This is a genomic window from Curtobacterium sp. SL109, assembly GCF_026672405.1.
Taxonomy (GTDB): Bacteria; Actinomycetota; Actinomycetes; order Actinomycetales; family Microbacteriaceae; genus Curtobacterium.
Genome location: NZ_JAPPRB010000001.1, coordinates 192,166 through 216,816, shown reverse-complemented (window position 1 = coordinate 216,816; position 24,651 = coordinate 192,166). Strand labels below are relative to the sequence as shown.

Annotated in this window: 28 protein-coding genes; 7 read left to right on the top strand and 21 right to left on the bottom strand. The window is 66.8% G+C overall.

Annotated elements, in window-relative coordinates; translation table 11 throughout:
- Nucleotides 1-60 precede the first annotated feature (60 nt).
- From OVA28_RS01140 to OVA28_RS01090, 11 genes are all read right to left on the bottom strand, one after another.
- Nucleotides 61-702, bottom strand: a complete 642-nt coding sequence (locus OVA28_RS01140; RefSeq protein WP_268095441.1) for a hypothetical protein — start codon at nucleotides 700-702, stop codon at nucleotides 61-63.
- Nucleotides 699-1,649, bottom strand: a complete 951-nt coding sequence (locus OVA28_RS01135) for a PRC and DUF2382 domain-containing protein (protein WP_268095439.1) — start codon at nucleotides 1,647-1,649, stop codon at nucleotides 699-701. Before OVA28_RS01135 ends, OVA28_RS01140 begins: the two co-directional genes overlap by 4 nt.
- A gap of 302 nt (nucleotides 1,650-1,951) precedes the next feature.
- The gene (locus tag OVA28_RS01130; protein ID WP_268095438.1) at nucleotides 1,952-2,557 is read right to left on the bottom strand and encodes a hypothetical protein; all 606 of its coding nucleotides are present in this window, start codon (nucleotides 2,555-2,557) and stop codon (nucleotides 1,952-1,954) included.
- Nucleotides 2,554-3,132, bottom strand: coding sequence for a DUF6286 domain-containing protein (locus OVA28_RS01125; protein ID WP_267421206.1), 579 nt, complete (start codon nucleotides 3,130-3,132; stop codon nucleotides 2,554-2,556). Before OVA28_RS01125 ends, OVA28_RS01130 begins: the two co-directional genes overlap by 4 nt.
- Nucleotides 3,129-3,530: a hypothetical protein gene (locus OVA28_RS01120; protein WP_268095437.1), complete on the bottom strand. Its 402-nt coding sequence runs from the start codon at nucleotides 3,528-3,530 to the stop codon at nucleotides 3,129-3,131. The genes OVA28_RS01125 and OVA28_RS01120 overlap by 4 nt, the downstream gene beginning before the upstream one ends.
- Nucleotides 3,527-3,718, bottom strand: coding sequence for a hypothetical protein (locus OVA28_RS01115; RefSeq protein ID WP_267421202.1), 192 nt, complete (start codon nucleotides 3,716-3,718; stop codon nucleotides 3,527-3,529). Before OVA28_RS01115 ends, OVA28_RS01120 begins: the two co-directional genes overlap by 4 nt.
- Nucleotides 3,715-4,158, bottom strand: a complete 444-nt coding sequence (locus tag OVA28_RS01110; RefSeq protein WP_268095436.1) for an Asp23/Gls24 family envelope stress response protein — start codon at nucleotides 4,156-4,158, stop codon at nucleotides 3,715-3,717. Before OVA28_RS01110 ends, OVA28_RS01115 begins: the two co-directional genes overlap by 4 nt.
- Nucleotides 4,159-4,268: 110 nt before the next feature.
- Nucleotides 4,269-4,691: a hypothetical protein gene (locus OVA28_RS01105; protein ID WP_194662856.1), complete on the bottom strand. Its 423-nt coding sequence runs from the start codon at nucleotides 4,689-4,691 to the stop codon at nucleotides 4,269-4,271.
- A gap of 2 nt (nucleotides 4,692-4,693) precedes the next feature.
- Entirely contained in the window at nucleotides 4,694-5,395 is a 702-nt protein-coding gene (locus OVA28_RS01100; protein WP_194662858.1) for an Asp23/Gls24 family envelope stress response protein, read from the bottom strand.
- Nucleotides 5,392-5,961, bottom strand: a complete 570-nt coding sequence (locus OVA28_RS01095; RefSeq protein ID WP_268095434.1) for an RNA polymerase sigma factor — start codon at nucleotides 5,959-5,961, stop codon at nucleotides 5,392-5,394. Before OVA28_RS01095 ends, OVA28_RS01100 begins: the two co-directional genes overlap by 4 nt.
- 443 nt (nucleotides 5,962-6,404) lie before the next feature.
- Nucleotides 6,405-6,695, bottom strand: a complete 291-nt coding sequence (locus OVA28_RS01090; protein ID WP_268095433.1) for a hypothetical protein — start codon at nucleotides 6,693-6,695, stop codon at nucleotides 6,405-6,407.
- Between the two features lie 1,481 nt (nucleotides 6,696-8,176).
- Between OVA28_RS01090 and OVA28_RS01085 the strand changes: the two genes are divergently transcribed.
- Together OVA28_RS01085 and OVA28_RS01080 are read left to right on the top strand one after the other, a co-directional pair.
- Entirely contained in the window at nucleotides 8,177-8,824 is a 648-nt protein-coding gene (locus OVA28_RS01085) for a DUF4232 domain-containing protein (protein WP_268095432.1), read from the top strand.
- 296 nt (nucleotides 8,825-9,120) lie between these two features.
- Nucleotides 9,121-10,635, top strand: a complete 1,515-nt coding sequence (locus tag OVA28_RS01080; RefSeq protein WP_268095431.1) for a hypothetical protein — start codon at nucleotides 9,121-9,123, stop codon at nucleotides 10,633-10,635.
- Between the two features lie 432 nt (nucleotides 10,636-11,067).
- Here OVA28_RS01080 and OVA28_RS01075 read toward each other — a convergent pair whose 3' ends face one another.
- Entirely contained in the window at nucleotides 11,068-11,316 is a 249-nt protein-coding gene (locus OVA28_RS01075; RefSeq protein ID WP_268095429.1) for a hypothetical protein, read from the bottom strand.
- A 2-nt stretch (nucleotides 11,317-11,318) separates the two neighbouring features.
- Between OVA28_RS01075 and OVA28_RS01070 the strand changes: the two genes are divergently transcribed.
- The 5 genes from OVA28_RS01070 (at nucleotide 11,319) to OVA28_RS01050 (ending at nucleotide 16,310) form a co-directional block, all read left to right on the top strand.
- On the top strand, nucleotides 11,319-11,843 hold the full coding sequence (locus tag OVA28_RS01070) for a hypothetical protein (protein ID WP_268095428.1): 525 nt from the start codon (nucleotides 11,319-11,321) through the stop codon (nucleotides 11,841-11,843).
- Between the two features lie 163 nt (nucleotides 11,844-12,006).
- Nucleotides 12,007-12,573 carry an RNA polymerase sigma factor gene (locus OVA28_RS01065; protein WP_194662867.1) on the top strand — a complete coding sequence of 189 codons (567 nt, stop codon included), beginning with the start codon at nucleotides 12,007-12,009 and terminating at the stop codon, nucleotides 12,571-12,573.
- A 127-nt stretch (nucleotides 12,574-12,700) separates the two neighbouring features.
- Complete coding sequence (locus OVA28_RS01060; protein WP_194662869.1) at nucleotides 12,701-13,849, top strand: ATP-binding protein; 1,149 nt, start codon at nucleotides 12,701-12,703, stop codon at nucleotides 13,847-13,849.
- A gap of 76 nt (nucleotides 13,850-13,925) precedes the next feature.
- The gene (locus tag OVA28_RS01055; protein ID WP_194662871.1) at nucleotides 13,926-14,270 is read left to right on the top strand and encodes a histone-like nucleoid-structuring protein Lsr2; all 345 of its coding nucleotides are present in this window, start codon (nucleotides 13,926-13,928) and stop codon (nucleotides 14,268-14,270) included.
- Nucleotides 14,271-15,062: 792 nt separating this feature from the next.
- Entirely contained in the window at nucleotides 15,063-16,310 is a 1,248-nt protein-coding gene (locus OVA28_RS01050; protein WP_194662875.1) for a hypothetical protein, read from the top strand.
- Nucleotides 16,311-16,581: 271 nt separating this feature from the next.
- Here the strand turns inward: OVA28_RS01050 and OVA28_RS01045 are convergent, their stop codons facing one another.
- The 9 genes from OVA28_RS01045 to OVA28_RS01005 form a co-directional block, all read right to left on the bottom strand.
- Nucleotides 16,582-16,914 (bottom strand): DUF4913 domain-containing protein, encoded by a 333-nt coding sequence (locus OVA28_RS01045; RefSeq protein ID WP_268095426.1) that lies wholly within the window; start codon nucleotides 16,912-16,914, stop codon nucleotides 16,582-16,584.
- 235 nt (nucleotides 16,915-17,149) lie between these two features.
- Nucleotides 17,150-18,775: a type IV secretory system conjugative DNA transfer family protein gene (locus OVA28_RS01040; RefSeq protein ID WP_268095425.1), complete on the bottom strand. Its 1,626-nt coding sequence runs from the start codon at nucleotides 18,773-18,775 to the stop codon at nucleotides 17,150-17,152.
- On the bottom strand, nucleotides 18,775-19,500 hold the full coding sequence (locus tag OVA28_RS01035; protein WP_268095424.1) for an HNH endonuclease family protein: 726 nt from the start codon (nucleotides 19,498-19,500) through the stop codon (nucleotides 18,775-18,777). Before OVA28_RS01035 ends, OVA28_RS01040 begins: the two co-directional genes overlap by 1 nt.
- An 8-nt stretch (nucleotides 19,501-19,508) precedes the next feature.
- Nucleotides 19,509-19,730 (bottom strand): hypothetical protein, encoded by a 222-nt coding sequence (locus OVA28_RS01030; RefSeq protein WP_268095423.1) that lies wholly within the window; start codon nucleotides 19,728-19,730, stop codon nucleotides 19,509-19,511.
- Between the two features lie 2 nt (nucleotides 19,731-19,732).
- Nucleotides 19,733-20,119, bottom strand: coding sequence for a hypothetical protein (locus tag OVA28_RS01025; RefSeq protein ID WP_268095422.1), 387 nt, complete (start codon nucleotides 20,117-20,119; stop codon nucleotides 19,733-19,735).
- Nucleotides 20,120-20,161: 42 nt separating this feature from the next.
- Nucleotides 20,162-21,244 (bottom strand): C40 family peptidase, encoded by a 1,083-nt coding sequence (locus OVA28_RS01020; protein WP_268095421.1) that lies wholly within the window; start codon nucleotides 21,242-21,244, stop codon nucleotides 20,162-20,164.
- Nucleotides 21,245-21,247: 3 nt separating this feature from the next.
- On the bottom strand, nucleotides 21,248-21,709 hold the full coding sequence (locus tag OVA28_RS01015; protein WP_194662883.1) for a hypothetical protein: 462 nt from the start codon (nucleotides 21,707-21,709) through the stop codon (nucleotides 21,248-21,250).
- A 7-nt stretch (nucleotides 21,710-21,716) separates the two neighbouring features.
- Nucleotides 21,717-23,096 (bottom strand): ParA family protein, encoded by a 1,380-nt coding sequence (locus OVA28_RS01010; RefSeq protein ID WP_268095419.1) that lies wholly within the window; start codon nucleotides 23,094-23,096, stop codon nucleotides 21,717-21,719.
- A gap of 44 nt (nucleotides 23,097-23,140) precedes the next feature.
- Nucleotides 23,141-24,643: an ATP-binding protein gene (locus tag OVA28_RS01005; RefSeq protein WP_268095417.1), complete on the bottom strand. Its 1,503-nt coding sequence runs from the start codon at nucleotides 24,641-24,643 to the stop codon at nucleotides 23,141-23,143.
- Nucleotides 24,644-24,651 lie beyond the last annotated feature (8 nt).

Genomic DNA, 24,651 nt, shown 5'->3' with positions numbered 1-24,651 from the left:
CGTGTCGGTGCCACGAAGGACTGTTCGTCCGGGGTGGCACCGACACGGGTTCGGGTTGGTTCAGTTGCGGGCGAGGTTCGCGCCATCGTGGAAGCGGTCCACCTTGCGGTGGTACCGCATCCCGGCGAGACCGCCGAGGATCGCGCCGGCGAGGGTCACGACCGCGACCGCGAGGATCCCGACGATGCTCGCGGCGATGTTGCCGCCGTCGACTGCGTCCGTTGGGAGTGTTCCGAGCTTGGAGAGCGCGTCGAACTGTGCGCCGGCGATCGCGCCGATGATCGCGAGGATCACGGTGACGATGATCGCCCACAGCCAAACGGCGACGCCCTGCTTGATGCCGGAGAATCGTGCCATCCGGCCGGCGACGTAGCCGCCGGCGTAGTAGCTGATCAGCAGGATCACGAGCAGGATGATCGTTCCGACGAGGCCAGACGTCGCCGGGTTGTTCGCGGCGTCGTCGGCAGCGTTCTGTGCATCCCCGTTACTGCTGAGGATGGCGGCTCCAATGCCGGACAAGATCGCGAGGAGGAGCACGGTCAAGCCGGTTGCGGTCAGCCAGCCGAAGAACGCGACGCCGAAGTGCATGCCGCCGAACTCGTCCTTTTGCTGCTCACGGCTCGAGCGTGCGACGCTCGCACCCGTCTCTCCGGTCTGCGACGAGGAACGGTGTGCGGCGTTGGGGTCGAAGTCGGCGCTCAACGGGTGCCGTCAGCATCAACGTCGCTGTGACGACCCGCCGTGGTATCGGTGGTGCCGTCGACGCCGTCGAACTCGATCTGCTCCTTGCGGACCTCTTCGGTGACTTCCTGCTGCTCGGTGACCGTCTCGGTGTCGAGACGGATCCGCTCAACCGGGACGGTCTCCTTGTCGGTGACGACTTGATCCGCCATCAGCGTGACCTCGTGCTCTTCCTCGGTGAGCTCGCCGCCGGACATCGCGTCGCCGACGTTCGCCTCGGTGATGGGCTCGCGGGTGACATGGACCTCGTCGTGGCTGACGGCGACGTTCTGCGTCTGCTGCTCGGTCACGATGTACTTCCTGAGGCGGGCCCGGCCCGATTCCTGCTGCCGTGTCCCGACGTGCAGTCGCTCTTCGGAGCGGGTCATCGCGTCGTCGGTGTTGGCGCCAGAGGTGTCGTGGCCGACGTCACCGGACTCGTCCCGACCAGTGCTGTCGAGGTTAGAGCGGGTCGTCTCAGCGTCGTAACCGGCGGTCTCAACATCGGCGCCTTCGACGGAACCGGGAAGCTCCTGAGCGCGGTCGGTGTCCTGGTCGTAAACCTGCTGCGACTGGTTCTGCTGCGCAGTGTCCTGGTCCGCGTACGGGTCGGTCATGCCGTAGTGGCGGTACAGGTCGGCTTCCTGGTCGATCTCGAGCGACCCGTCGGTGTCGTTGCTGTGCGGAGCGTCCTTGACCTGGTCCTTGGTGTACGGAACCGTGACGTCGTCGCCGTTGGCTGTGGCGTGCTCGAGGGGGACGAAGGACTCGCCGCCGCCGAACAGGCCGGTGCGAGCGGTGACCCACTCGGGATCGCCGGTGGCGTCGTTGAGGTAGATCTGGCCGATCTTGCCGATCTTGGTGCCGTCCTGGCCGATGACGTTGCCGCCGTGGGAAAGCAGCGTGTCGAGGTCGTTCGTAGTGATCATGGGGATGTCCTGTCGGGGTAAGGGACGGCCAGCGTTGGTCGTCGGGAAGCGAGATGCGCGCAGGGGCGTACGTCGAACGCATGGGTGCTGCGCAACACAGCCGGCGCTACGGGCTGCGAAGGAGAAGGACCGGCCGCGGGGACTGGGCGGGCCGGATCCGGTGGATCACGGAGGATCTATAGCGTGCTGACATGGTGCGAGCGGCTCGGTGACAACAGGCCGTATTTCCAGTGTCCATCGGTAGCTGCGTGGTCACCGTGTGTCACGGCGGAAGCTACTCCGCCGGGAGTGTGATTGCCCTGCTACTGCAGGCGGGTGGTCTTCGCGGCGCGCGCGCGGAGGCCGCCGGAGATCTGTATAAGGGCGGGAACTTGGAATCCCAGCAGCAGATCCAGTGCCGTCAATGCGCTTTCGATGGTGTTTGCGACGTCCTTCGGGGACACGCCGCGGCGGGCCGTCGCAGACACTTTCAGCACGTTCGTACCGTTGACGTCGTACGTACTGACGTTCGCTGCGACGATGTCGTCCCGGTCCGCGAGGGCCTGCTCGAGGGCGTCCTTCGCGACCGTGGACTTCACGATCGTGGAACCATGTTCGGTTGTCTGGTCGGAGAACAGCTCACTGGTGTGGCCGTTGCCCTGACGGATGATGAACACCAGGAGCAGGATGACCAGGAGCAGCAGCAGGGCGAGCGCTGCGACGGCCAGCCAACTGGCGCCGGTCGTCAACAGCGGTGCCGCAGCGAAGGCCCCGTCGACGTTCTTTGACACGGTCGGCGCGTTGCTCTTCCACGCCGATGTCACCGATGGGACGACGGCGAGGACGATCGTCGCTGCGCCGATGATGAGCAGCAGCAGCCCGATGATGAAGATGATGGCGCGGTTCAGCCCACGGTTGGTGGTGTTCATGCGCCGACCTTCCCGGTCTTCTTGACAGTGATCTTCGATCGGAGCTTGGGCCGCATCCCGTAGGCGTCGAGTTGCTGATCGACAGCGTCCTTGATGGGAGCGGTGTCCGATGTCGTTCCCGAAGACGGCGTGACGTCCACGACCGCTCGGTTGTGGAACACCGAGACGTGCGTGTTGTCGGGGTCGGTGCCGCCGGCGTACGCGGCATGCCGGGCGAGCGCTGCTGCGATGACGTTGTTGTCCACGACCGTCACCGCGCGATCGGTCTCGATGACGTGGCGGGCGCGGCGACCAGCGGTCAAGGACGCGATCACCAAGACCAACCCCACGATGGCCAGAACGATCCCAGCGGCGAGGAGAATGCCGTACGGCAATGTCGCCGCAGACACGATGGACTGTTCCGCGTCGGTCGGTGCAACCAGCAGCGCGGGCTGTCCGATCATCGACAACACGATCTCCGTTCCGAGCCACACCGCCACGAGGATCAGGATCACCGCGAGGGTGATCGCGAGGGCCGAGCGGGGCGAGTGCGTCTCACGGCGGGCGATGCGTCGATAGATGCTAGTGGTGCTCATCGAACGCGCCTGTTCTCTCTGATGTGCACACCGGTGACCTTCACAATCACCCTGGTCACCGTGGATCCGGTGAGCTGCTGCACTCGGGTGCGGATCTGTTCCTGCGCCAAGCGAGCCCGGTCAAGGACAGAACCGCCCGACTGGGTGAGCGCCGTCGGCTCATCCATGATCCGGATCAGGGACGGAACCCCGATTGGAGTACTGACCAGCAGCGACAGATGACCAGCATCGTCGGTGAGATCGGTGCTGATCTTGCCCGCGGGTACGTTCAGGGCGTCCGCGGTGACGGCGGATACGACCCGGTTGAGGGCGCGAGGGGCGATGCGGGTCCGGCCCGGGGCGGCCGGAACCGCCCCGGTACTGGAGTCGACCGGTTGCGCCGGTGCGGTGAGGGTCACGAGGATGAGCCCTTGCCGCGGACCATGTCGAGCAGTCCCTTGGCGTCGAGCTTGCCTTCGATGATCCGGCCGATGAGGGCGCCGATGACCATGACGACCAGCACCAGGACGAACGCGCCGAACCCGAACGCGATCCAGGTCAGCACGAGCGTCGCGGCGACGGCCATGCCGATGGTGGTCGGGGTCACTTGACGCGGCTGTCGTCGGAGTCGTCGTCGTCGTCGGACGGGATGTAGACGTCGGCGATGGTCACGTTGATCTCGGCGACCTCCATGCCCACGATGTCCTCGATGGCCTTCGACACGGCAGAGCGAACATCTTCCGCGACGTCCTGCAGCGACACCGGGTACTCGGCGGTGAGGGTCACGTCGACGGCGACCTGGGTGTCGCCGACCTCGACGGAGATGCCCTGGGCGTGGTTCGTCTGGCCGACTCGGTCGCGGAGCGCTCCGATCGCACGGCCGGCGCTGCCGCCGAGGGCGTGCACGCCCCGGACCTCGCGGGCGGCGATGCCGGCGACCTTGGACACGACGGCGTCGTTGATTTCCGTCTTCCCGGTTTCCACCGAGTGCGCCGGGATGGCACTCTTCGGAGCTGCGGTTGCCGGCGTGGGGGTGAGGTTCGACATGGTGTCTCCTGAAGTCGTAGTCGACCCTCTGTTGAGAGCCGTTCACTCAAGAGACGGACGAGGAGACCTGTTCGTCACACCGGCACGAAAAACTTCCCTCCGAAGCTTTCTCAGCCGCTGACCCGGGCGATCGTGAGCGTGATCAGCGGCTGGTCGGCTGTGCCATCCAGTGGGTCAGTGGTGCCGCTGAGGTGGTCGGCGAGGAGGTGACGGATCGAGGTGCAGAGTTGCTGCAGCACCAGGGTGGGGGTCACAGTCGTGTCGATCCCGATCGACGCGCGTACGGCGGTGATACGACCGTCGGTGGCATCAACGGCTACAAGGTCCGGAGTTCCGCCAGCGGCGTCCCGAAGCGCCGCGACGGCACCGGAGAGCAGCGGAATGTGTCCGGCTGGCGGATACAGCTGCACAACGCCTGGCGTGGCACGGATCATGGTCACGATCGACATGGAGAACGCATCCTCCCCCATGTCCACGGCGTGGGTTCGCGCATTCGGGTTCATCACGTCATCCGTGTTCGTCGAGTCGCTCACGCTCACGTCGATCGCTCCCCCGGTCGAGGCGGGAGCACGTCGCTGACGGTGACGTCGATCGCGGCAATGAGCAGGTCAGTGTTTGTTGCGAGGGCGGAAGCGACAGCGACGCGCAGGGCGCTCACCCGGTCCGGGATGTGGGTCCCCCAGAACACGGTCACGTCCATCTGCACCGTGACCGCCGTCTCGAGGATCTCCACGTCGCCGTCAAGTCGTACGCGTCCGACGAGCACCCCGGGAACACGGTCACCCGCATCACGGACCAGTGCGCGGACCACTCCCTCAGTGATTTGCAGATGAGCGGCGCCATCGTCGTGGTCGAACGGGATCAACCGGCCAGCGTGAGACTCCAAACTGATGTTGTCCAGCACCGACCGCATCCACGTGTCATCGGGTTCCGGCTCTTCCGCAGCGTCCGCTTCGAGCAAACCCGCCGCGGTTATGCGGAGCCGGACCAACGCGGACATCGCCATCTGGCAGGCTGCCGATTCGTCGATCTTCGGGTTCCGCGGACGTTGCCCCGCCTCGAGGTAGTCCGAGAGGTCGTCGATGCTGTAGCCGTCGAGGTCGTCCGGCTCCAACGCCAATACCTCGACCGCAGTCGCTACGTCCAGCACCGGCGCGTCCGCCCCAGCAGGAACCAACGGAGCACCCGATACAAAAACCGGCCGCTCGGGGGTAGTCGGGTTGTTGGGGGTTGTCATCGCCAGCCCTCCATCGCTCGAATCATGTTCTTCCGGGCCCGAGACAGCAAACCCCGGACCGTCGACACCGGTACATCCAGTTCAGCGGCGATGTCCTGGTAACTGTAATCCGCGAACTCTTTCAGAATCCAGCACCGCCGCTGGTCCTTGGGAAGCGCCTGCAACGCTACCGACATCGCCTGCTCCCGACTCGCTGCCTCATGGAGCCGGTCAGGCCGCTCCCATTCGGGTGCTTCCTGGTCGTGGTCATCGATGTCGACATGGCTTCGGAGCGCCCGCACCCGGTCGATTGCCTTCCGAGTTGTGATTCGCAGCAACCAGCCGCGCACCACAGCCGGATCAGACAACCGCGGCAACTGCTGCCATGCGGTGACGAACACGTCTTGGGTGACGTCGTCAACATCGGCAGAAGAGCTCAGGACACGGCGGGCGTATGCACGTACCACGCGGCTGTACCGACGCATCAACACCGCAAATGCCCGCACATCTCCCTCTGCAGCACGCGACGCCAACAGCGCATCCTCTGCATCCTCGAGCGCAGAACGCGCAGCAGCCTCCGGCACCACGCACCACCCTTCTACGGTGACCTCGGGTCAGCCACCATCCATTGGTTGGAACGCGACACAGACTGTCACATCGATGCAGCACCACCCAGGTCCTCCTGCTACCGCAACATCAATCTCTTCGGTTCCGCAACCCCTACCGATCGAGTCCGCGCCAGGCGCGAGCTGTGGTCCCCTACCACGTAGACCTGCTCGTTGCTCAGTTGCAGAGCACCGACACGAGTATTTAAGTCGAGCGCCGCGTGAACGCGCGGAGGGTCTTGCCCGCGCAGCGCGCGTTCCACGGAGCTTCTGCGCCATCGCCAAACCACCGATGCGGCCCTTCATGATCGGCGGAGAGCATGCAGGTCCAACAATCGAACCGGCTGTCGCATCTCACGGTGAAATCGTAGGGGCAGACCCGGCGAGATTCGCGTGGTTCGACCTCGCGGGGGCACGCTAGCCGGTCAGGAGAGGGCGACGTTCGCCTGAACCTCGCGGATACGCACAGTCAGTTCCTCCACAGAGGATGGGTTGTTGTCCTCGAGTTCGTCGTCGGGAGCCGCTTCGGCTGCGAGTGGGATGCCTGCCCCTAGCAGCACTGACGTCTCCGAGGCGTATCCAGTCCTGTCGACGGTCGGAACGGCGATGACGTCGCTCGCTTTGATCTGGGCGAGGATCGCTGCGTAGTGGAGAACGGCGTCGGCGACGTCGTCCGTGACGAGAATGGGCGTACCGCCGTACATCAGGTTCTTCATGGCCTTCGACCTCTCAAGGTTGCGGGTCCACACCACGGTAGGGATCCCGCACTGGAAGGCGACACCTGTTGCACGTACTGGACAACGGAACGCGACCCGAAAATGCCAAGTTGGTCTCCGGGCGGAGCGCGCCCCGTCCTGATCGGTGGGAGAGGCACCGCTCGGAGGGGCGCGACGGTGCGCGGAAAATTGTCGCGCCTGTCGTTCCGCGCCGACCATGCCGTCGTCGACAGGGTGCCAGAACGCTACGCAGCGACGTTCGCTCTGACCGCCGTTGTGCGCTATTCAGCGGACGAGTTGACCGAGGGCGTCCACAATCAAAGCTGGCGGTAGGAGGTCGGCATGAACGCATCGCAGTACGAGCGCGAGCCATCGGTTCCGCCAGCACGGATCGAGACGATGGCAGGGCTCCGACGTCGATTCCGCCGAGGGGAGGCGTCCCCCGCATCCGCGGAAGGGCACATGCCCGACCTGTTCGAGATGATTTCCGAAGCCAACGTGTTCCCATCCCAACATCGGTCTGCTCCGCCCCCTGAGGCCCAACCGAGGATTCGCCACTCGGCGACGTGCGGGGAAGCGGACGGGGTCTGATCGTTGACCCCGTCCGCTCCGGGCACGCCCGCATCGGACCGCCCTGACGAGGTCAGGAGCTTGCTCGAACCGGCCTCACCGCGAGGGTAGGACATGCACCGCCTGGAGCACCAGGTCCAGGCTGAGCGCCAAATGACCAGCTCGAGGTGCTCCTTTGCTACCGAGAGGTATCGTGCGCAGTGCTACAGCGCGGACCCTAGCCGCGTCCGTCCACGCAGTGGACGGGGCTCGTCAGAATCAACGTCGACCCGACGACGTCGTAGCACGGGGACACCCGTTCCAGACCCGAACTGAGAACGGGTGCCCTCGCTACGACAGTTCTATCGTGCGCGGCCGACACCGCCAGACATGACGAGCGACGGCTGGGAACTGTCACGTGGCACTGTCATCTAACTCGGTGGAGATCGTGACGACGTAGCCGTAGAGGTACTCGGCTTGACCTTCGGCGAAGATGCTCGAGTACGAGCGCCATCCGGAGTGCTGGAGGCCGACGCCTCCGGCTGGATCGGTCGGTGTCCTACTGGGCCGAGCCCATGAGCTCGAAGTGTCGTGCACGGGTTAAAGGCGAGCGGCACCGGCGACGGGGACGATCCCCGAACAGACGCGTTGTCCACTCCATGTCAGCCGGACACAGCTCCCAGGCGACGGCATCCCCCGGCGCCACAAGCAGGTGTGGTTCCACGACCTGCCAGTCCGTCAACCACACGAGCACGCGGTGATCATCGCACCCCAGGTCCCGAAGTTCATCCTCGCGTCCCTGAAGACGGTCGGCGTCTGTGGTCGCCCACGTGTCGACGGTTGCCGAGTCGATGACACGGGTTGCTGCGGTACCAGTTCCAAAGCGGTAGGAATCTGGACGTGGATCGGTGGCGTTGCGCTTGAGTGGTCGGATGAACACACAGTCACGTTGGACGACGGCCTCTGCTGTTGTCCTGCTCGGTGTGGTGCTTGCCGGCTGTAGCTTCACCAATACGCCGACTCCGACCACCGCACGAACCGTCACCGTGACCGCGACACGCTCAGCGACGGCTCCTGCTGTTCCGCCGACCGTCTCGCCGATAGATACCGCCGGCGCTGACACGGGTACTGGCACGGCCGGCCGCGCACCCGATGAGGACGCGCTCCGCTGCACGACCGAGCATCTCAAGGGTAATTTCGCCGGTCGGACCGCTGGCGCGTCGAACGTCGAGGAAGAGCTCCACCTGACCAACACCGGCACCACCGATTGCACGCTCCAGGGTTGGCCCGGAGTGTCCCTCGTCGGTGAGGACAACGGGACCCAGATCGGGCAGCCGGCCGAGTTCGACCGCAGCACCGCCCACGCGACCGTCGCACTCAAGCCGGGGACCACCGCAGTCGCCCGGCTCCACTACGTGCAAGCCGACGCGTTCGACCCAGGCACGTGTCGGCCCGTCACTGGCGACGGGTTCCGCGTGTACCCACCGGGATCGAAGACGAGCCTGTTCATCCCCGCGGAGGGCGTGCGAGGCTGTACGGCCGGCGACGAGACGATCTTCACCGTCGGCGCTCTCCACTAGCCGGCGAATCGCGTCGTCCGGGAGGTACTTGCTGCAGTCTCTGACGTTGACGTTGACGTTGCGACGGCAGTGGTTCTTCCGCGTAGAACCGGCGTCACTTTTGCCAGCGGTCCTGTGGGTTCGTGCTGCCAAATACGGCAGATCATCGATCGGCGCGTCGAGGGGGTCGGCGTCGCGGTTGGTCTTTACGCAACTCTGAGGAGATGCTTAGGATCGAGGTGTCGTCGTTTCCCTGACGGCATCTCATCTGCGGCGCTGACCCAACTCGTCATCGTCGCCAGGACGAACGGACACCCGTGACGAAGTCGTCATGGCGGAAGCTGCTGGTCGTGCCAGCTGTGCTCTCGCTCGCGCTCGGAGGAGCGCTCCTCACCGCAACATCCGCCAGCGCCGCACCCGGCAACCTCGTGGTGACGTCGCCGACGTCCGGCCAGACCACCGCCACGCGCGACGTGGAGTTCTCCGGGACGGCCGTCGCCGGCTCAAAGATCGTGATCCACCAGGACAACCAGGCCGGCGCCGTCCTGGAGACCGTCGAGACCGTCCCGGCCAGCGGCGCATGGTCGGTCGACCACGTGTATGCGGCGGACGCCGCAGTGTCGCAGACCGCGTTCATCGACGGGGTCGTCGGCGGCAGCGGGTTCAGCGACGCGAAGTCGGTCTCCTTCGCCCTGCCCGCCGCGGCGGCGCAGCTCACCGTCACGAGCCCCACCGCGGGCCAGTACGTCACCTCGCGCACCGTCACCGTGACCGGTACCGGCATCCCCACGGCGAACATCGCCCTGGTGCCCTCCGCCGGCACCCCGACCACCGGGATCCTCGTCGGCGCCGACGGCTCGTGGACCGGTCAGGTCACGTTCCCCGCTGACGTCGACCGCGCGCAGTCGATCACGGTCAACCAGATCCAGGGCGGAGCAGGCCGCGGGAGCCAGACGGTGAACGTCAACCTCCCCGCGACGCAGACGCTCGTCGTGACCACCCCGAAGGACGGCGACACCGCCGCCACCCGCACCGTGACGTTCTCGGGCACCGGCACCGCCGGCTCGCGGGTGTCGCTCGACGGAGACTTCCCGCTCGTGCAGGCGACCGTCGGCGACGACGGCGCCTGGAGCGTCGACGTCACCTTCGCCGAGGACGCCGCCACGCCCCAATCCGTCCGCCTGACCCAGGTCACGGGCGGCGTCGGCACCGGTGACGTCACCGTCCGCTTCTCGCTCCCCGCAGCGACCACCCCGCCGACGACGCCGATCGCGCTCGACACCCCGGTCATCACCTCGCCGGAGAACGGTGCCGAGGTCGTCGGCTCGCAGGTCACCTTCGAGGGGACCGGTACCCCGGGCAGCAACATCCTGCTCGTCGCTGTGCCCACCGACCAGGTCACCCCGACCGCACGCGCAGCCGCCCAGCCCGCCGACCCGACCGACCCGATCGTCGTCGGGACGGACGGCACCTGGTCCGTCACGCTGGCCGCCGCTCCCGGTGACTACACCGCAGTCGCGACGAGCTTCCTGCTCGGAGCCGACGGTCAGCCGGTCCTCGACACGAACGGCGACCCGGTCGTCTCCGCGCCGTCCGAGCCGGTGGAGTTCACCGTCACCGCGACCCCCGCCGCCGGCACCACGCCGGTCGGCACCGGCACCGGCTCCGGCACCACGCCGGTCGCCACGGGGACGGGCACCGTCACGCCGACCGGGGAGCTCGCCTTCACCGGCGCCGACATCACTCCCGCGGCGGTCATCGCCGGTCTGCTCATGCTGGCCGGCACGGCCCTGACCGTCGTCATGGCACGTCGCCGCTCACGCATCGCCTGAGTCGCACCGCACCACGAGGCGCCCCTCCGACCCTTGGTCGGAGGGGCGCCTCTCCTATGCCGGTGTACCAAGGCAGACGGACACATCGGTCACGGTGGCCCTGTTACGCGGACGGCACATTCAGCTCGCGCGGCGATACCACCGACGACCACATCTCACGTGCTGACCCTCGCTCTTCTCCGAGACGGGAAGCGCGTCTGGCGGGTCACTAGAACCCCAATCTGAGGCGATCTGTGACGACAACGCACCAGCCCCTCCTGTAGCCGACTCGAACTCCCGCGAGCGATCTACGAGGCAACGACCGCTCTCTGGCCCCCTAACAGGGCACATTTCCTACGTAAGATGTCACGATCGTGCAACGGAGTACGGGATTCCAAACCATTCGTCGGAGGCCGCCGAATACGTTGCACAGGCCGGGAAACACCCGGGCGCTCACCAGCCGGATATCGCTGGTTCTCCACCCTCAACGAGGGTGTGTTCGGCGCGCACAGCAGCCGCGCCGAGCGCGACACAGAAGAGGAACGAAACCATGCGCAAGATCACCAAGACCACGGTCTCCCTCGCCGCCGCTGGCGCGATCATCCTCACCGGTGCCGGGTTCGGCGTCTCCGCCGCGCAGGCCACCCCGACCATCCACACGGTCGCGTCGTCCTCCTCGAAGATCCCCGCGCCCGGTCGCATCGGTGCCCGAGGTCCTCGGCGGCGACACCTCCGTCGCCCTCGACAAGGGCTTCACCGACGCCCTCACCTCCCTCAAGCTCACCCCCGGCGTCTCGGGTTCCGCGAAGCTCGCCGACGGCGCCGTGTCGTTCCCGATCACCGCCGGCTCGGTCACCTACTGGAGCCCGGACGGCAACTACCGCCCCTACGTCCAGGGCCTGCTCAACCACGACGACTCCGGCCTCACCCTCAAGGCCGGCGACACCACCGTCACGCTGGAGAACTTCGTCGTGAACCCCGGCTCGTCCAAGCTCTACGGCGACGTCCTCGTCAACGGTGAGGTCGCTGCCCCGAACGCGTACCTGTTCTCCCTCCACGGCGGCTCGCTCAAGGCCCTCCAGCTCGAGGGTGACAACGCGATCCTGACCGGCACCACCGTCCACATCTCCCCCGACGCCGCGAAGCTGCTCAACAGCACCTTCAAGACCGACGCCGTCAAGGCAGGCCTCCTCGTCGGCACCGCCACCATCACCGCGCAGATCAAGTAAGCACTTGATCGCAGGCCCCTTGGGTGCCTTCTGAGCCGGGGAACGGAAACAGCATCTCGCAGCAGCGAGGTGCTGTTCCCGTTTTGGGGGTCTCCGCCGCACTGCGGATACAACTACCGTGATCGACCGACCGACCGATCGATCGGAAGGGTAGGTGAGCCGCGTGACTGCACGGACCACGGCCGCGTTCACTGATACTGGCATCGCGGCCGCGCTGGTCGCACGAGACGCAACAGCGTTCGACGGCCTCTACCGTGCGCTTGCACCCGGACTTCGGCGCTTCACGCGGAGCATCATCCGCGACGCCGACCTTGCCGAAGACGTCACACATGACGCTTTCATCGAGCTCTGGGAGCGCCCCGAACGATTCGACCCCGCCAAGGCCTCGCTGCAGTCCTGGTTGCGGACCATCGCGCACCGGCGAGCGATCGACCGCATCCGATCGAGTGAGTCCTCACGAGCCCGAGACCTCCGCATCGGAAGCCGCGATCAGGAGTACGGCGATGCCGGCATGGATGCCGTGGACACGATGCTCATGCGCCCACTGCTCGTGACTGCCCTCGCCGGGCTCAGCACGAAGCAACGCGACGCTGTCGTGCTGCGGTACCTCCACGAACTAACTGGACCCGAACTTGCCGAACGGCTCGGCGTGACCGTCGGCTCCGCGAAAACTCGAGCGCGCGATGGGATACTCGCGCTGCAGACACTCCTACCGGCGCGAGCCGCATGAGCAGCACGTGTAAACCGCGACGTCGCGGGGGGCAGTACACGCTGTGGGACAGTGCGCAAGGTGAGCACGACGGCAGTTGATACTCTGTTATGAAATCCCAGCTTCATAACAAACGATCGGTGGTCTGATGCAGCCAAGCCCCTACACCCCAGGGGAGATTGCCCGAACTGTGCCTGGGCGTGCTCAGCAGATCGCTGAGGTCGACGAACGTCTGTCCACACTGATTGACCTCGGCCGCCTGGTGGGCCGCATCCGGGTCGACCACGCGGCCCGCGGCTTTGGGAAGACCTCCCTCCTCCGGGAATACCAGCGTCATGCTGCAGCACGTGGCGCAGTGACGGTGTGGGTGACCGCAGGCGAAGAACAGGGACTGGTGGCGCAGATCGCCGCCGAGCTCCGGCGCGCGACCGACGGGTTCAGCGGCAAAGCACGAGCGGCGCTTCGGAGCAGGATCGAGACGTTGCAGCTCTCTGTTGGGGTGCCAGGTGTCGCGACCGCGACCGGTACCTTCCACCCAGCGAACAACCGCCAAGAACTCGAGCTGTCGGGGGCGCGCGCGCTTGAGGCCGTAATCGCGGCAGCCGCCAACGAATCCCCCCTGGTCATCCTCATCGACGAGATCCAATCCGCCGACCCAGCAGGGCTTCGCACGCTGGTCTACGCCTGGCAACACCTGCAAGGCGAAGGCTCCGACGTTCGTGCAGCAGTATTCGCCGCCGGGCTCCCAAACGCGCCCGAGACGATCGCGGGGATCGTCACCTTCAGCGAACGTCTCGCGTACCGGCCCCTCGGGCCACTGCATCGGGAAGCAGAGGAGATCGCGCTCATCGGCCCCGCACGAGCACTCGGCGTGCACTGGTCACCGCCCGCCGTCGACCGAGCTCTGGAAATCGCACAGGGGTACCCGTACTCCGTGCAACTCATCGCGGATGCCGCATGGACGGCCGCCGGCCGGCCGGACCCGGGCGGCATCATCGACATCGACGCCGTCGAGCACGGCCACGTCGCAATGCAAGCGGACCTCGAAGCCCTCTTCCGCGCGCGGTGGTCTGCCTGCTCACCAGCCGAACGACGCATGCTTGCCGCTATCGCGAATCTCGGCGACGGTCCCGCGTCCCGTTCATCGATCGCAGGGGCACTCAACACCGGCAGCAACCAGCTCTCGACACCGCGCGCGCGCCTGATCGACAAGGGCCTCATCCAACCCGCCGACCGCGGAATGCTCGAGTTCACCATCCCCGGCTTCGCAGCGTTCGTTCGCGACACCGAGATGTAGCACTCTCCCGTCTCGATGCAAGAAAGGCCGACCATCTCTGTCAGGCTAGGAGCCCGTCCCCGATTGGAGCACAAACATGGCGCAGAAAGTCACCACGCACATCGTCGATGACCTCACCGGCGACACCATCGAAGACGGCGCCGGCCGCACCGTCACCTTCGGCTTCGACGGCACCAACTACGAAATCGACCTCACAGACAACAACGCCGACGCGCTCCGCGACGCGTTCTCCGACTACATCGCCGCCGCCCGGAAGGTCAGCAGCCGCTCCGGCCGTGCCAGCATCGGGAGTGCGCCACGGCGTGGTAACTCGGAAGAACTCGGGAAGATCCGCGAGTGGGCAAACGCAAACGGACATGACGTCTCCTCGCGCGGCCGCATCAGCCAGGCAGTCCGCGATGCGTACGACGCCGCACACTGACACCACTCCCCCACGCGCAACAACGGCCGGTCATCCCACGGGGTGACCGGCCGTCACTGTCCGCGCCGATAGCGGTCTCCTATGTCAACTCTCGGCCGTCCGTTGATGGGCCACGCATAATCTGACATCACAACCAGCGGTCGCGTTCCACACCAGTTGGTAGTTCTATCGGCAACTCGACCTGCTCTAACAAAGCATGTCGGTCTGCCATCTGCCAGTCTTATTACATGATGATTTCTCGGATACCGGTACGCCGAGGTGCTGCTGCGCTGGCTGTCGCGACAGGCATCACTGTCACTCTCGCCGGGTGCGCCTAGGAACAAGCTGACCCGCTCGAGGTCACAAACACTGCAACGATCAACGACATCACGGACAACACGGACACGGGCTTCTACACAGTCGACTCGGCCGTGTTGAACACGACATCCGTTGACACGGAACTGACCCTCGGGTCCACGATCCTCAAAAGTAACGGGATCAAGTTCAGTCCGGTGTCAACGATCACGTTTAGCGACGGTACAGAGCTGACGTGTGAAGCCGACGACCCACGTAGGGTTCCGTCGCTCGTGGACACTACGGACTCCTGGGATTTCGCTTGTGATGCAAACGAGTTTCCGGAGGACAGCGACGGCGCGAAGCTCGTTGTCGTCGATGACTACAACTGACGTCACAGATCCTGCTGGCGGCGAGCAGCGGGCAGCGGAATCGCCACGAGGGAGCCGGCGGCGGTGCCAAGTATGTGCGTGCCGACCCGTAGATTGAAGAGAAGCTCGCTGATCGGAGGACCCAGTGTTGAAATCGGAATTCCAGGCGCATCCGCTGTGGGACACGTTGCAGACGGCATCAACGCTGATCGGCTCTCTTCATGACGCGGTGAGCGATGCGGAACGAAGCGAGCTAAGCCGGGTTCGAGAGTTGCTGGCTTTCTCGCAGGCGGTGAAACCGCTCGGCGCACACAACGCCCGCCGGTTCAACCAGGCACTTCTAGACGACTTGCACAGTCCGTGGACCTCCGCGCTGTCCTACTTGCAGAACCGGTCCACCGCCGCCAGTCCGTCTTACACCGATCAAGCCGTCATCTATGCCGAGGGCACCCTGCAACCGCTGTACGCGATGTGGACGCCTCCGTTGCCTCCGGCGCAACAGGCGCAGCTCCGTAGCTTCTACGACGACCTCGTTGAACAGCAGGACGTGGACATCGCCCGCCTACACGAGAAACGAACTGCGCTCGGCGAACGGCTGGAGGAGCTCGGCGAGGAGGCGGAGCAGCGGTTCACGGTGGCCTCTACGGCGTTGGAATCGTTGCAAAACACGGCGAGCAGTGTCGGCGAAACCGTTGACGGGTACGAGACGCGCGTTGACACAGTCGTCGACAACGGCACCAAACGGATCAACGAACTTGAGTCGACAAACACGAAGAACTATACGGCGTGGCAGCAAGCGCAAGGGGAGCGGTTCGATGAGGACTTCGCCCCATTCAAGGCGGCGATCGAGCAAAAACTCCAAGAAGCCGACGGCACGCTCCAACGACTGCGGGAGACAAACAAGGAGTACGAGACTCTTACTGCAGCGGCGGCAGCGAACACCCTCGCACAGAGTTTCTCACGGGAGGCGCTCACCACTCGTGTTGTCGGACTATGCCTCTACGGTCTGGGGTTCGTGCTGCTGTGCACAGCGGCGGTACCACTGATCCTGCTGCTAACCCGGCCTGTGGAAGAGGGCGCCGGGGAGGCGCTGTGGGCAACGTTCGCTGTCCGCGCCGCCATCGGGGCATTGGCTGCATCCGCCGCCACCGTAGCGATCCGGCTCGGATCACGGTTCGTGTCGTCTGGGCAAGATAGCAAGCGCACGGAGTTGGAGCTTCGGGCGTTCGGACCGTTCCTGGCGAACGTCGACAAGTCCGAGTCCGACACCGCTCGGTTGGAATTCGTGGACCGTGCCTTCGGACCACGTGCTGTCGATGACCGCCACGACGAAGCCATCCCGGTATCGACGTTCTCGCAGATCCTCGCTGCGGTCACCAAGCTCATAGGTCGCTGATTGGTCCCAGGGGACGGGTGAACTCGGGATGCCGAGGAGCGTCCGCGGTAATTCCTACGGTTGCCAAGGCGGTGTCGGTTTGCGGCAAGTTTCGCCCTGCGATCAGTCGTCGAACCTCTCGAATCTTTGTCTCGCTCGACGTGCGCTGCTATGTAGCGGTGAGGTATACCCCATTGCAGCAGTCGCTCGGGTAATGCCATTGCGTTGCAATGGGTCCCCTCTTCCCCGCGCCACGGATCTGGGCGAGGGTCTGGACGCGCATGATCTGGGATCAGATCATGCGCGCGTCGTTGGGCGGTAGCTCCACCACGATCGGGAGCGGCGTGTAGTCGTTGTCGGCGAGGTGGCCTGCCTGGTTGCATGCTCGGAACGGTCCCTGCTGCTTGTCGAAGAGGATCCGGGCGTGGTGGTCCCAGTGCTGCACCCACCACCCGGATTTCGCTCCCTTGTCTTCGGACATACGCTCGGCCGCTTGCTGGTACGCCTTCCATGCGACGTAGAGCCGTTGTACGACCTCCGGGTGCTTCCACCACTCCGGGCACCACGCCGGCTTCTGCGCGATGGGCTGCTGATACGCCTCGACCTGCCCGATTTGCTCGCTCACCCACTGCAGGAACGCTTCGCGGGGATCCTGCTTCGGCTTCCGTGGGGGTGCGGCCGCGGGGTCCCCCGGTCCAGACGGAAGGACCTCACCGGTGCCGGGATCTGCCGACGGCGCGCCCTCGTCGTCGACGGGCGGCGGTGCGTCCTCGTCGTCGCACGGCGGGGGCTCGTCCCCTCCCCCTCCGCCGCCGGCTGCACTGCTGCCGGGGCCGTAGCCGGCGGGCCAGTGTTCAGGATCAAACGGGCTCGACACGGCCGGTTCTGTCCGTCGTCGACGGCCGTTCCGCGGCCGTCTTCTTCTCCTTGACGATCTTCCCGTTCTTGACTTCTCGGCCCTCGATCATGGCCTTGAGCACGTTGTCCAGGAACCACGGCCGGGTGCGGATCAGCACCGGCCCGACGTCGCTCCCGTCGAACACGGCCCGCCATTTCGGCAGGTGCGCCAGTACGTCGGGCGGAAGGATCGGCTTCGACTTCGACACCCGCGATCGGGTCGACCCGTTGCGGCCCGAGGACGTGTTGGTGGTCCACTCGTCGTAGTTGCCGATGCTCTCGGAGAACCGCTTGAGGAACGGCGACTGCGTCGATTCCCCGCCGCCGTAGACACGGATCGACGATGCGCTCCACAGGGTGTCGGCACCCTCGTTGCCGAACACCCGGACAATCTGCCCCCACGACTGGAAGTACATGCCGAGGATCAGGCCCATCGAGCCGTAGAACGAGACCACGTCGGGCAGCTCAGGCCACCGGACGATGTTCGCGACCTCGTCGAGCTCGAACACCACGGGCGTCGTGATGCGGCCACCGTCCGCGGCCGCCGCCCGCTCCCCGGCGCGGGAAATCGACCGCACCAACGCCGCGACGAACGCGCCGCCCGATCCGGGACCGTTCCGGGAGATCAGCACGGCGGTGTCCCTGCCGCGGACGAACGCTTCCGCGTTGAACTTCCGCACCCCGGGCGCACTCGTCCACGCCAGCAGCGTGTCGTTGGCGATCGCGGACGCCATCCGCTGCGCGGTGGCGTAGACGCTGCCCCGCGTCTTGTCCGGCTGGCCTTGCAGGCCGACCAGCGCCGATGCGGGACCGGTCTGGCCGTGCCTCTGCATGATCGCGCGGATCTCCGCGTGCTCCTGCTTCGTGATCCAGCTGTAGACCTGCCCGAGCCCCATCCCGTCGAGCTTCGCGGCGAGGAGGGCGTAGGCGAACAGGTCGCGGCCCTGCGAGTCGAACTGCGCGTCGCTCTTGCTGTCCGCGTCCTTGGTGCTGGCCTCGAAGATCGCCGCGAGCTCCTGCGCCGTGGTGAGATCCTCGACGTCCCACAACGGGTCGTAGATGAAGTCCGGCCACGGCTCACGTCGGTACACCTGCGTCGGGTCGTACACCCACGCGTCGCCCATGCGCTTTCGGCCGGCGAGGACCTCCTTGACGCCGTCGACTTTGTTCGAGGTCATCACGGCTGGGCCGGGCGCCTCGAGTACGTGCCGGACGACGGAGCCGGTGGTCTTGCCTCGTCCGGGCCCGAAGATGTAGATCGCGACGTCACGCCACCCCTGCCACACCCAAGCAGATCCCGTCCCGACGAGCGTGCCGATCTTCTGTCCGGGCGGCAGGTCGACCGCGTTCGGGTGCAGCTGCTGGGCATCCTTCCGCCGGCGTGGGTACAGCACCGGCGCCAGGTTGTTCCCGGCGCGCAGGTGCCGTTGCATCCGGTCGACCGGATTGCCGCCGCGCGTGCTGACCAGGAACAGCACCCCGCCGGCGAGAACGAGCACCACCACGGCGACGATCAGCGGCACACTCCACCACGGCCATTGGAACTGCTCGAGCGCCGTCTGGAACGGGTCCGGTGTCGTCGTCTTCATCAGTTGCTCCCCTGCTCAGCGCATCCGGTGAGGGTGCCCTCCAGTGCGTGTTCGTCGGCCGCCTCGAGCGACAGCCGCCACTTCGTGGCCACGGCCACGAACGTCGTGGCGTAGGTGCACGCGTCGCCGGTGTTCGCCGGCATCCACTCCCCGGGACCTGCGTCGGACTTCTGCTCGTTCGCGGGCCCGTCGACCGCGGCGAGGTTCACCGGGTCGTTGGCGAACTGCTCTCGTTGCGCGGGCGTCCACGCCGCCGCTCCGTGCTGCCAGGCGAGCCCGAGCGGGTACCGGTGGTCGATCTGTACCGCCAAGCTCGACGTCTCCCCGCGGCGGAAGGCAATGGTGTGGCCCGTGTACGGGTCGTGCAGCGTCCCGGAGAGCACCACGCACCCGCGGGTGCCGGCGCGGGTAACAACGCCCGCGAGGTCTCGGCGCAGCGCGTCGTTGCGGGTGTCGCAGCCGTTGTGGTCGACGTCGGCCCACGCCTGCCCGAACGCGGCCCGGTCGTACCCGGGGACGTAGGCATCTGACACTGCCAGGGCGTGGAGGTCCTGCAGCGCATCCGACGCCGTGGCCGAGGACGCCGTGCTCGAGGTGGACGGAGCGGCCGTCGACGCCGGCAGGCTGTCACCAGTCGCAGTGCTCGGATGAACGTAGGGAGCGGCGATCGCGCCGAGGCCGGCGGCCGCGACGAGGACCGCCGCGGTGAGGAGGTGCTGCTTCATGCGGCGTCTCATCGGGGGCCCCCTCTCCGGTCAGCCGCTTCCGCCTCAGCAAGCAACTGGCGGACGCGGCGCCGGGACAGCCCGGATGCTTCCGCGACTCCGTGCTGGCCGAGCACCGGGACGGCGGCGACGATCATCTCGTCCCGCTGCCGGCGGGCCTTCTTGTACGCGTCGACGACGTCGTGCAGAGCGTCCGCGACGCCGGTCATGGTGCGGCCGATCCCGGTCATGCTCACCACGTCCGTCCGGTCCAGAGCGCTACCGCCGGCACATCCCGCAGCCCGGGCCCGTCGAGCTCCAGTCCGCCACCGAACCGCACGACCGGCTCGGCCGGCGCGAGGGCCGCCAGCCGATCGAGGACCGCGGCAACGCTGCCGAGATCATCGGTGAGTGCATCCACGCGTCGGTACCGGTGGTCGGGCTGGTACTCCAGCAGGTCGACCATGTGCTCGGGAGCGGTGACCGCGAGCAGGTCCGGTGGCATCTCCCCCTCGAGCGGGGAGAACAACGCGCCGACCGACGCGGTCCGCCCTCGCCACACGAGCGTCGTCCCCTCGAGCGCGGCGAGGTCCTCGAGTGTCACCGTGGCCGCGTCGACGCGGTGCGTGAGTGCTGTCATGGTGTGCTCCTTGCTTCGTTCGTGTACCGGCGTCGACGGCGCTCAGAGGCCGTCGACGGGTCGCCAGACCTGGCCGTTGGGGGTACCCCACACCTTCTGGATCTTCACGACGTCGCCGGGCTTGGGAGCGGCGATCATCATGTCGCCGCCGAGGCTGATCCCGACGTGCCAGGCGTCGTTGCCGCCCCAGAAGATGAGATCCCCGGGTTGCGCTTCCGACAGCGGGTGCATCTGCCTGCGGGCGACGCCGTTGCGCCACTGCGTGGTCGCGGAGTGGCCGGCGTCGATGTTGATACCGATCTGCGCGTAGGCGACCTTGGTCAGTCCGGAGCAGTCCCAGACGTTTGGGCCGGCGCCGCCGAGGACGTAGTTCTCGCCGAGCTGCTGCTTCGCGAACCCGATGACCTGGTTGATCTGCGCCGCGTGCGGCCCCGTCGCGGGCTGCTCGCCACCGACCAGAGCGTTGTTCGTGCCGCCAGCGGCGGCACCTGAGGCCGCTCCTGCGGTGCAGGTAGCGCCCTCGGTGGTCTGCGACACCGTCGACACCGTCACCCCGGACAGGGCGTTCATCATCTCGACCGCGTACGCCGACTTCGTCGCGTACGCATCCGGGAACGCCGATCCCTCGACGGCCTGAGCCGCCTCCCCCGGGTTCATGGTGTCCCAGCCGGGCACCTTCACCAGGCGTTCGTAGAACTCAGTTGTCGCGTAGCTGATGTCGGTGATCTGCGCGTGTGTGCCCCACCCCTGGGAGGGGCGCATCTGGAACAGGCCGGCGGAGTCGCGGTCCCCGCCAGAGAGGTTGTTGAGCGTGGACTCGGTCATCGCGGCCATGAGCGCGATCTGCTGGGCGTGCTGGGTGAGCCCGCGCTGCTTGCCGATCGAGATGATCGCCGCGGCGTTCTTCACCTGGTCACCGGAGTAGGGGCCGACCTTCGCGGGGAGGTTCCCCTCCTGCACCGCTACGGCGGTACCGGACACGGTGCCCGTCGCCCCGCAGGTCGCGGCCGCGGCGTCGTCGTCGCCGGCGCCGGTGATGATCGTGAACAGCACCACGACGACCAGGACCACGCCGAGGATCGGCGCGAGCGCGACGATCGCGATCATGCTCCCCTTGCCGCCCATGAGCTACTCCTGTCCGGCGTTGATGTAGGACGCCAGCCACGGATCCCGCTTGGTGTCGCGGTGCAGCGTCACCGTCACGGGACCGCCCGTCGACGCGGTGAACTGGTACGCCCGGTCCGTTGACGTCTGCTGGTCCCCGACGGGCTTCCCGTCGTCGTGGACGTCGGCGCACGGGACGTTCGCCGGCCGCACCGCCGAGTAGAGCTGCCACGCATCGGGGGTCAGGTACGGGGTGAGTGACCGCTGCCAGGTGTTCTTCGTCGCATCGGGCTCGCAGAACCGCTCAGCGACCGCGTGAGCGACGTCTCCCGAGGTCGGCGCTGCGGAAGCCGAGGGAATGGGTGACGACGTCGAGCTGGCGTCCTCGCCGCGGTGCGGAAGGTGTGCCCTGACCGCGAGAAGAATGAGCGCGATCGCAATGACGCCCAGCAGTGCAATCGCGATCGCGAGGTTCTTCTTCGTCATGGGCAGGTCAGAGCCCCTTCGCGACGGCAGCGCCGGCGGCGAGCCAGGCGCGCTGCGTCTCCGGTCGGAGGCCGCCGTAGTTGATGACGTCGGCACCGAGCCCCTTGTCGTACGGGATCGTGACGACGTCGCGGGCGAGGCCGGAGAACCCGGACGCCATCTTCGTCAGCTCCGCGTCGGGCAGGTCGTGCTTGTGCTTGCTGACCACGACGACGGCCTTGTCCGCGAGGTCAGCGAAGTGACCGCCGCGGGCGTGGAGCCCTTCAAGCAGGAGCGCTGCGGACTCGGCCGCTTTCGCTTCCCCGATCGTCGGGACGACGATCTGGTCCGCCCGCTCGATCGCGCGGAGCCACATCGGGTCCGTCTCGTCGTTGCCGGAGTCGATGAACACGAGCCGGTAGAACTTCGCGGCGACGTTGTGGATGGAGTCTACGGTCGTCGCGTCGAAGCGCTGCTCGGTGGCGAGGACCTCGGGCTTGGAGCGGAGGACGTCGTACCGGTCTCGGGTCTGGTGGTGCACGTAGTGCGCGAGGTCCGCGGACTGCGCGCCGGTGCCGAGGAGCCGTGAGACCTGCGGGAGCAGGTCGAGGATGCTCGCATCGTGTGGGCCCTGCTCGGTGGACCAGCCAAGGGTCCCGCGGGTCTGGTTGTTGTCCCACGCGAGGACGCCGGCGCCGCCGTGGCGGGCGAACACGCTCGACAGGCTGATGGTCGTCATGGTCTTCCCGACGCCGCCTTTCCCGTTGACGATCGCGATCGTCCGCGGGCCGGGCCAGTGCTGGCTCACCAGGCGCGTCCAGTCGCGTTCTGCGCGCTCCGCGGCCGACGGTGAGACCCGCAAGCCCATCCGGGCGAGGATCCCGCCGAGGCCCTGCGTGGCGGGTTCCTCGACCTCTTCGCGCGTGAGGAACGACTGCCGAGCTTCCCGACGCGTCGACGGACCAGCGTCGGCCTCCGACGCTGCCGGCGAGGTCGGCGCTGCCGGTGCGACGCGGAGCGGGTCGAGGGCAGGAGCGCCGGCGGGGGCGAGGCTGACCGGCTCCCCACCGAGTTCACGCGCTACGTCGACGTACTCACCTCGAGGGGCTGGCGGGATTGCCGGCGCTGCGGGCTGTGCTTCCCACGGGGATCCGGCGGCATTGTCGGAGACGGCACCAGTGACGGCCTCGACGGTGCCGGCCCCGTCGATGCTGAACAGCGTGTCGGCGCCCGTGCCGGCGTCGTAGCTGCGGACCACGACGGCCGCGCCGGTGCTCGCCGCGCGAGCGGTGAGCCACCCGATGGCGTCGGGGTAGGCGCTGTCGCCGGTGAACGTGGCGTCCCCGATGGTGATGTGGTCGCCGTTCGCGACCAGGTCGTAGTCGACGTGCACGGTGCTGTTCGGCATGATCGTTCGTCCTGTCTCTCGGCTTGTCGTCTCTGGGTTCGTCGTCACTGGTAGCGCTCGTCGGTGTCGTGGAGGGCCATCTGGGTCTGGGTGCGGAGCATCTGCACGGGGATCCCGACGCGCTCGGAGATCTTCAGCAGCACCTTCCCCGCGCCGGGAGGGGCACCCTTGGTGCCCTTCTGCCGGCGCGGGGACCGCCACGTCTTGGACGAGTTGAACTTCGCGACGAGGTCGATCTCCTTCGGCGTCAGCGACCGGACCTTGCTCAGTTCGTTGAGGTCGTCGCGGCTGAGCGCCATCAGCATCAGCAGCCCGGAGCGTTCGATGAACCCCTTGGCCTTCTCCCGGTCGTCCGCGTTCGGCAGCGACAGCAGGTCCTTCGGGGAGTGCGACACCTTGAGCTCCGCGGCGCCGACGCTGCGGTTGGTGCGGGAGAGGCCGTCGACGAGGTCCACCATGCCCTCGCAGGCGCGGATCGGGTACCAGAACTCATCCATCAGCGACGTGTAGCCGCCCCACGTGACCTGCGCTTGGTGGCGGTCGCCGTTGGCGTACGCCTCGGCTTCCTTCGCGAGTTCGTACTGCGCGAGCTCCCAGTGCGCGTCGATTGCGTCCATGCCGAGCGACCAGGTCGACAGCATCGCCGCGGAGAGCAGCTTCGTGTTCCCCTGCCCGATCGAGGACGTGTCGAAGCAGAACCCGCCCGGGTTGCCCGGTTCGAACTCGATCGAGTTCGTGCCGGAAAGCATTTGCCCCATCTGCCCGGTCATCAGCGATCGCAGCGACTCCCCGAGCCGCGCGAACCGTGTGTGAAACGCCTCCGGCGTGGACAGGCCGGTCCGCTCGAGCATGAGGGGAGACACTTCCGCGAACGCGCGCACCAGGTCCGCGGTGACCGCGGTCTCGTTCGGGCCGACGTGGTTCAGGATCGTGTCGACGATTGCCTCGACGGCGGTTTCCTCGATGTCGCTGAGTGGTTCGCGGCTGCCGCGGCTGATCTTCACGCACAGTTTCACCAGGTCGATCGACTTCGCCCGTGCGAGCTGCAGCAGCTCGGCGCCCACCTTCCCCCCGATGCGGCGGGCGGCGTAGCCGAGGGGTCCGGGCGAGAGGAGGTTCAGTTGGTGGCGGGCCTGCGGGCCGATGGACAACACGGTTCCGCCGAGCTCCTGGATCCACGGCACGTGTTCGCCCTTGATCGGGTCGAAGATCGCCGGCGTGAGCCCGCGGCCGACCTGCCCGCCGATGAGCGTCTGCGCCGTGCTGGACTTCCCGTTGCCGTTCAGGCCGAACAGGAAGGCCGAGGGCGAGGAAATGATGTTGGCCCGGTAGAGGGCGTCATGGTCGGTGCACACCGCGGTGTGGGTCATCATGTCTTCGCCGAGCGGGGATCCGTCGATCGGGCGGCCGGTGCCGGCACCGAACGGGTAGATCCCACACACCTGCACGCTGGTGGCGTACCACCGCGGCGGCTGCGGCATCTGCTCCCACCCGCCGCCGTTCGGGGCGAAGAACCCCGACGGGGTGCGGGTGAGCCGCTTGGTCATACTTTCCG

Coding starts and splice junctions, on each gene's coding strand:
- OVA28_RS01085 (WP_268095432.1), top strand. CDS start 8,177: ATGAACACACAGTCACGTTGGACGACGGCCTCTGCTGTTGTCCTGCTC.
- OVA28_RS01035 (WP_268095424.1), bottom strand. CDS start 19,500: ATGAAGCAGCACCTCCTCACCGCGGCGGTCCTCGTCGCGGCCGCCGGC.
- OVA28_RS01090 (WP_268095433.1), bottom strand. CDS start 6,695: ATGAAGAACCTGATGTACGGCGGTACGCCCATTCTCGTCACGGACGAC.
- OVA28_RS01100 (WP_194662858.1), bottom strand. CDS start 5,395: ATGACAACCCCCAACAACCCGACTACCCCCGAGCGGCCGGTTTTTGTA.
- OVA28_RS01125 (WP_267421206.1), bottom strand. CDS start 3,132: ATGAGCACCACTAGCATCTATCGACGCATCGCCCGCCGTGAGACGCAC.
- OVA28_RS01130 (WP_268095438.1), bottom strand. CDS start 2,557: ATGAACACCACCAACCGTGGGCTGAACCGCGCCATCATCTTCATCATC.
- OVA28_RS01110 (WP_268095436.1), bottom strand. CDS start 4,158: ATGTCGAACCTCACCCCCACGCCGGCAACCGCAGCTCCGAAGAGTGCC.
- OVA28_RS01135 (WP_268095439.1), bottom strand. CDS start 1,649: ATGATCACTACGAACGACCTCGACACGCTGCTTTCCCACGGCGGCAAC.
- OVA28_RS01060 (WP_194662869.1), top strand. CDS start 12,701: ATGCAGCCAAGCCCCTACACCCCAGGGGAGATTGCCCGAACTGTGCCT.
- OVA28_RS01030 (WP_268095423.1), bottom strand. CDS start 19,730: ATGACCGGGATCGGCCGCACCATGACCGGCGTCGCGGACGCTCTGCAC.
- OVA28_RS01010 (WP_268095419.1), bottom strand. CDS start 23,096: ATGCCGAACAGCACCGTGCACGTCGACTACGACCTGGTCGCGAACGGC.
- OVA28_RS01015 (WP_194662883.1), bottom strand. CDS start 21,709: ATGACGAAGAAGAACCTCGCGATCGCGATTGCACTGCTGGGCGTCATT.
- OVA28_RS01025 (WP_268095422.1), bottom strand. CDS start 20,119: ATGACAGCACTCACGCACCGCGTCGACGCGGCCACGGTGACACTCGAG.
- OVA28_RS01020 (WP_268095421.1), bottom strand. CDS start 21,244: ATGGGCGGCAAGGGGAGCATGATCGCGATCGTCGCGCTCGCGCCGATC.
- OVA28_RS01075 (WP_268095429.1), bottom strand. CDS start 11,316: ATGCGACCGGGCGCGGGGATCTTCGAGGAGGACGACGCGACCGTGTGG.
- OVA28_RS01005 (WP_268095417.1), bottom strand. CDS start 24,643: ATGACCAAGCGGCTCACCCGCACCCCGTCGGGGTTCTTCGCCCCGAAC.
- OVA28_RS01055 (WP_194662871.1), top strand. CDS start 13,926: ATGGCGCAGAAAGTCACCACGCACATCGTCGATGACCTCACCGGCGAC.
- OVA28_RS01040 (WP_268095425.1), bottom strand. CDS start 18,775: ATGAAGACGACGACACCGGACCCGTTCCAGACGGCGCTCGAGCAGTTC.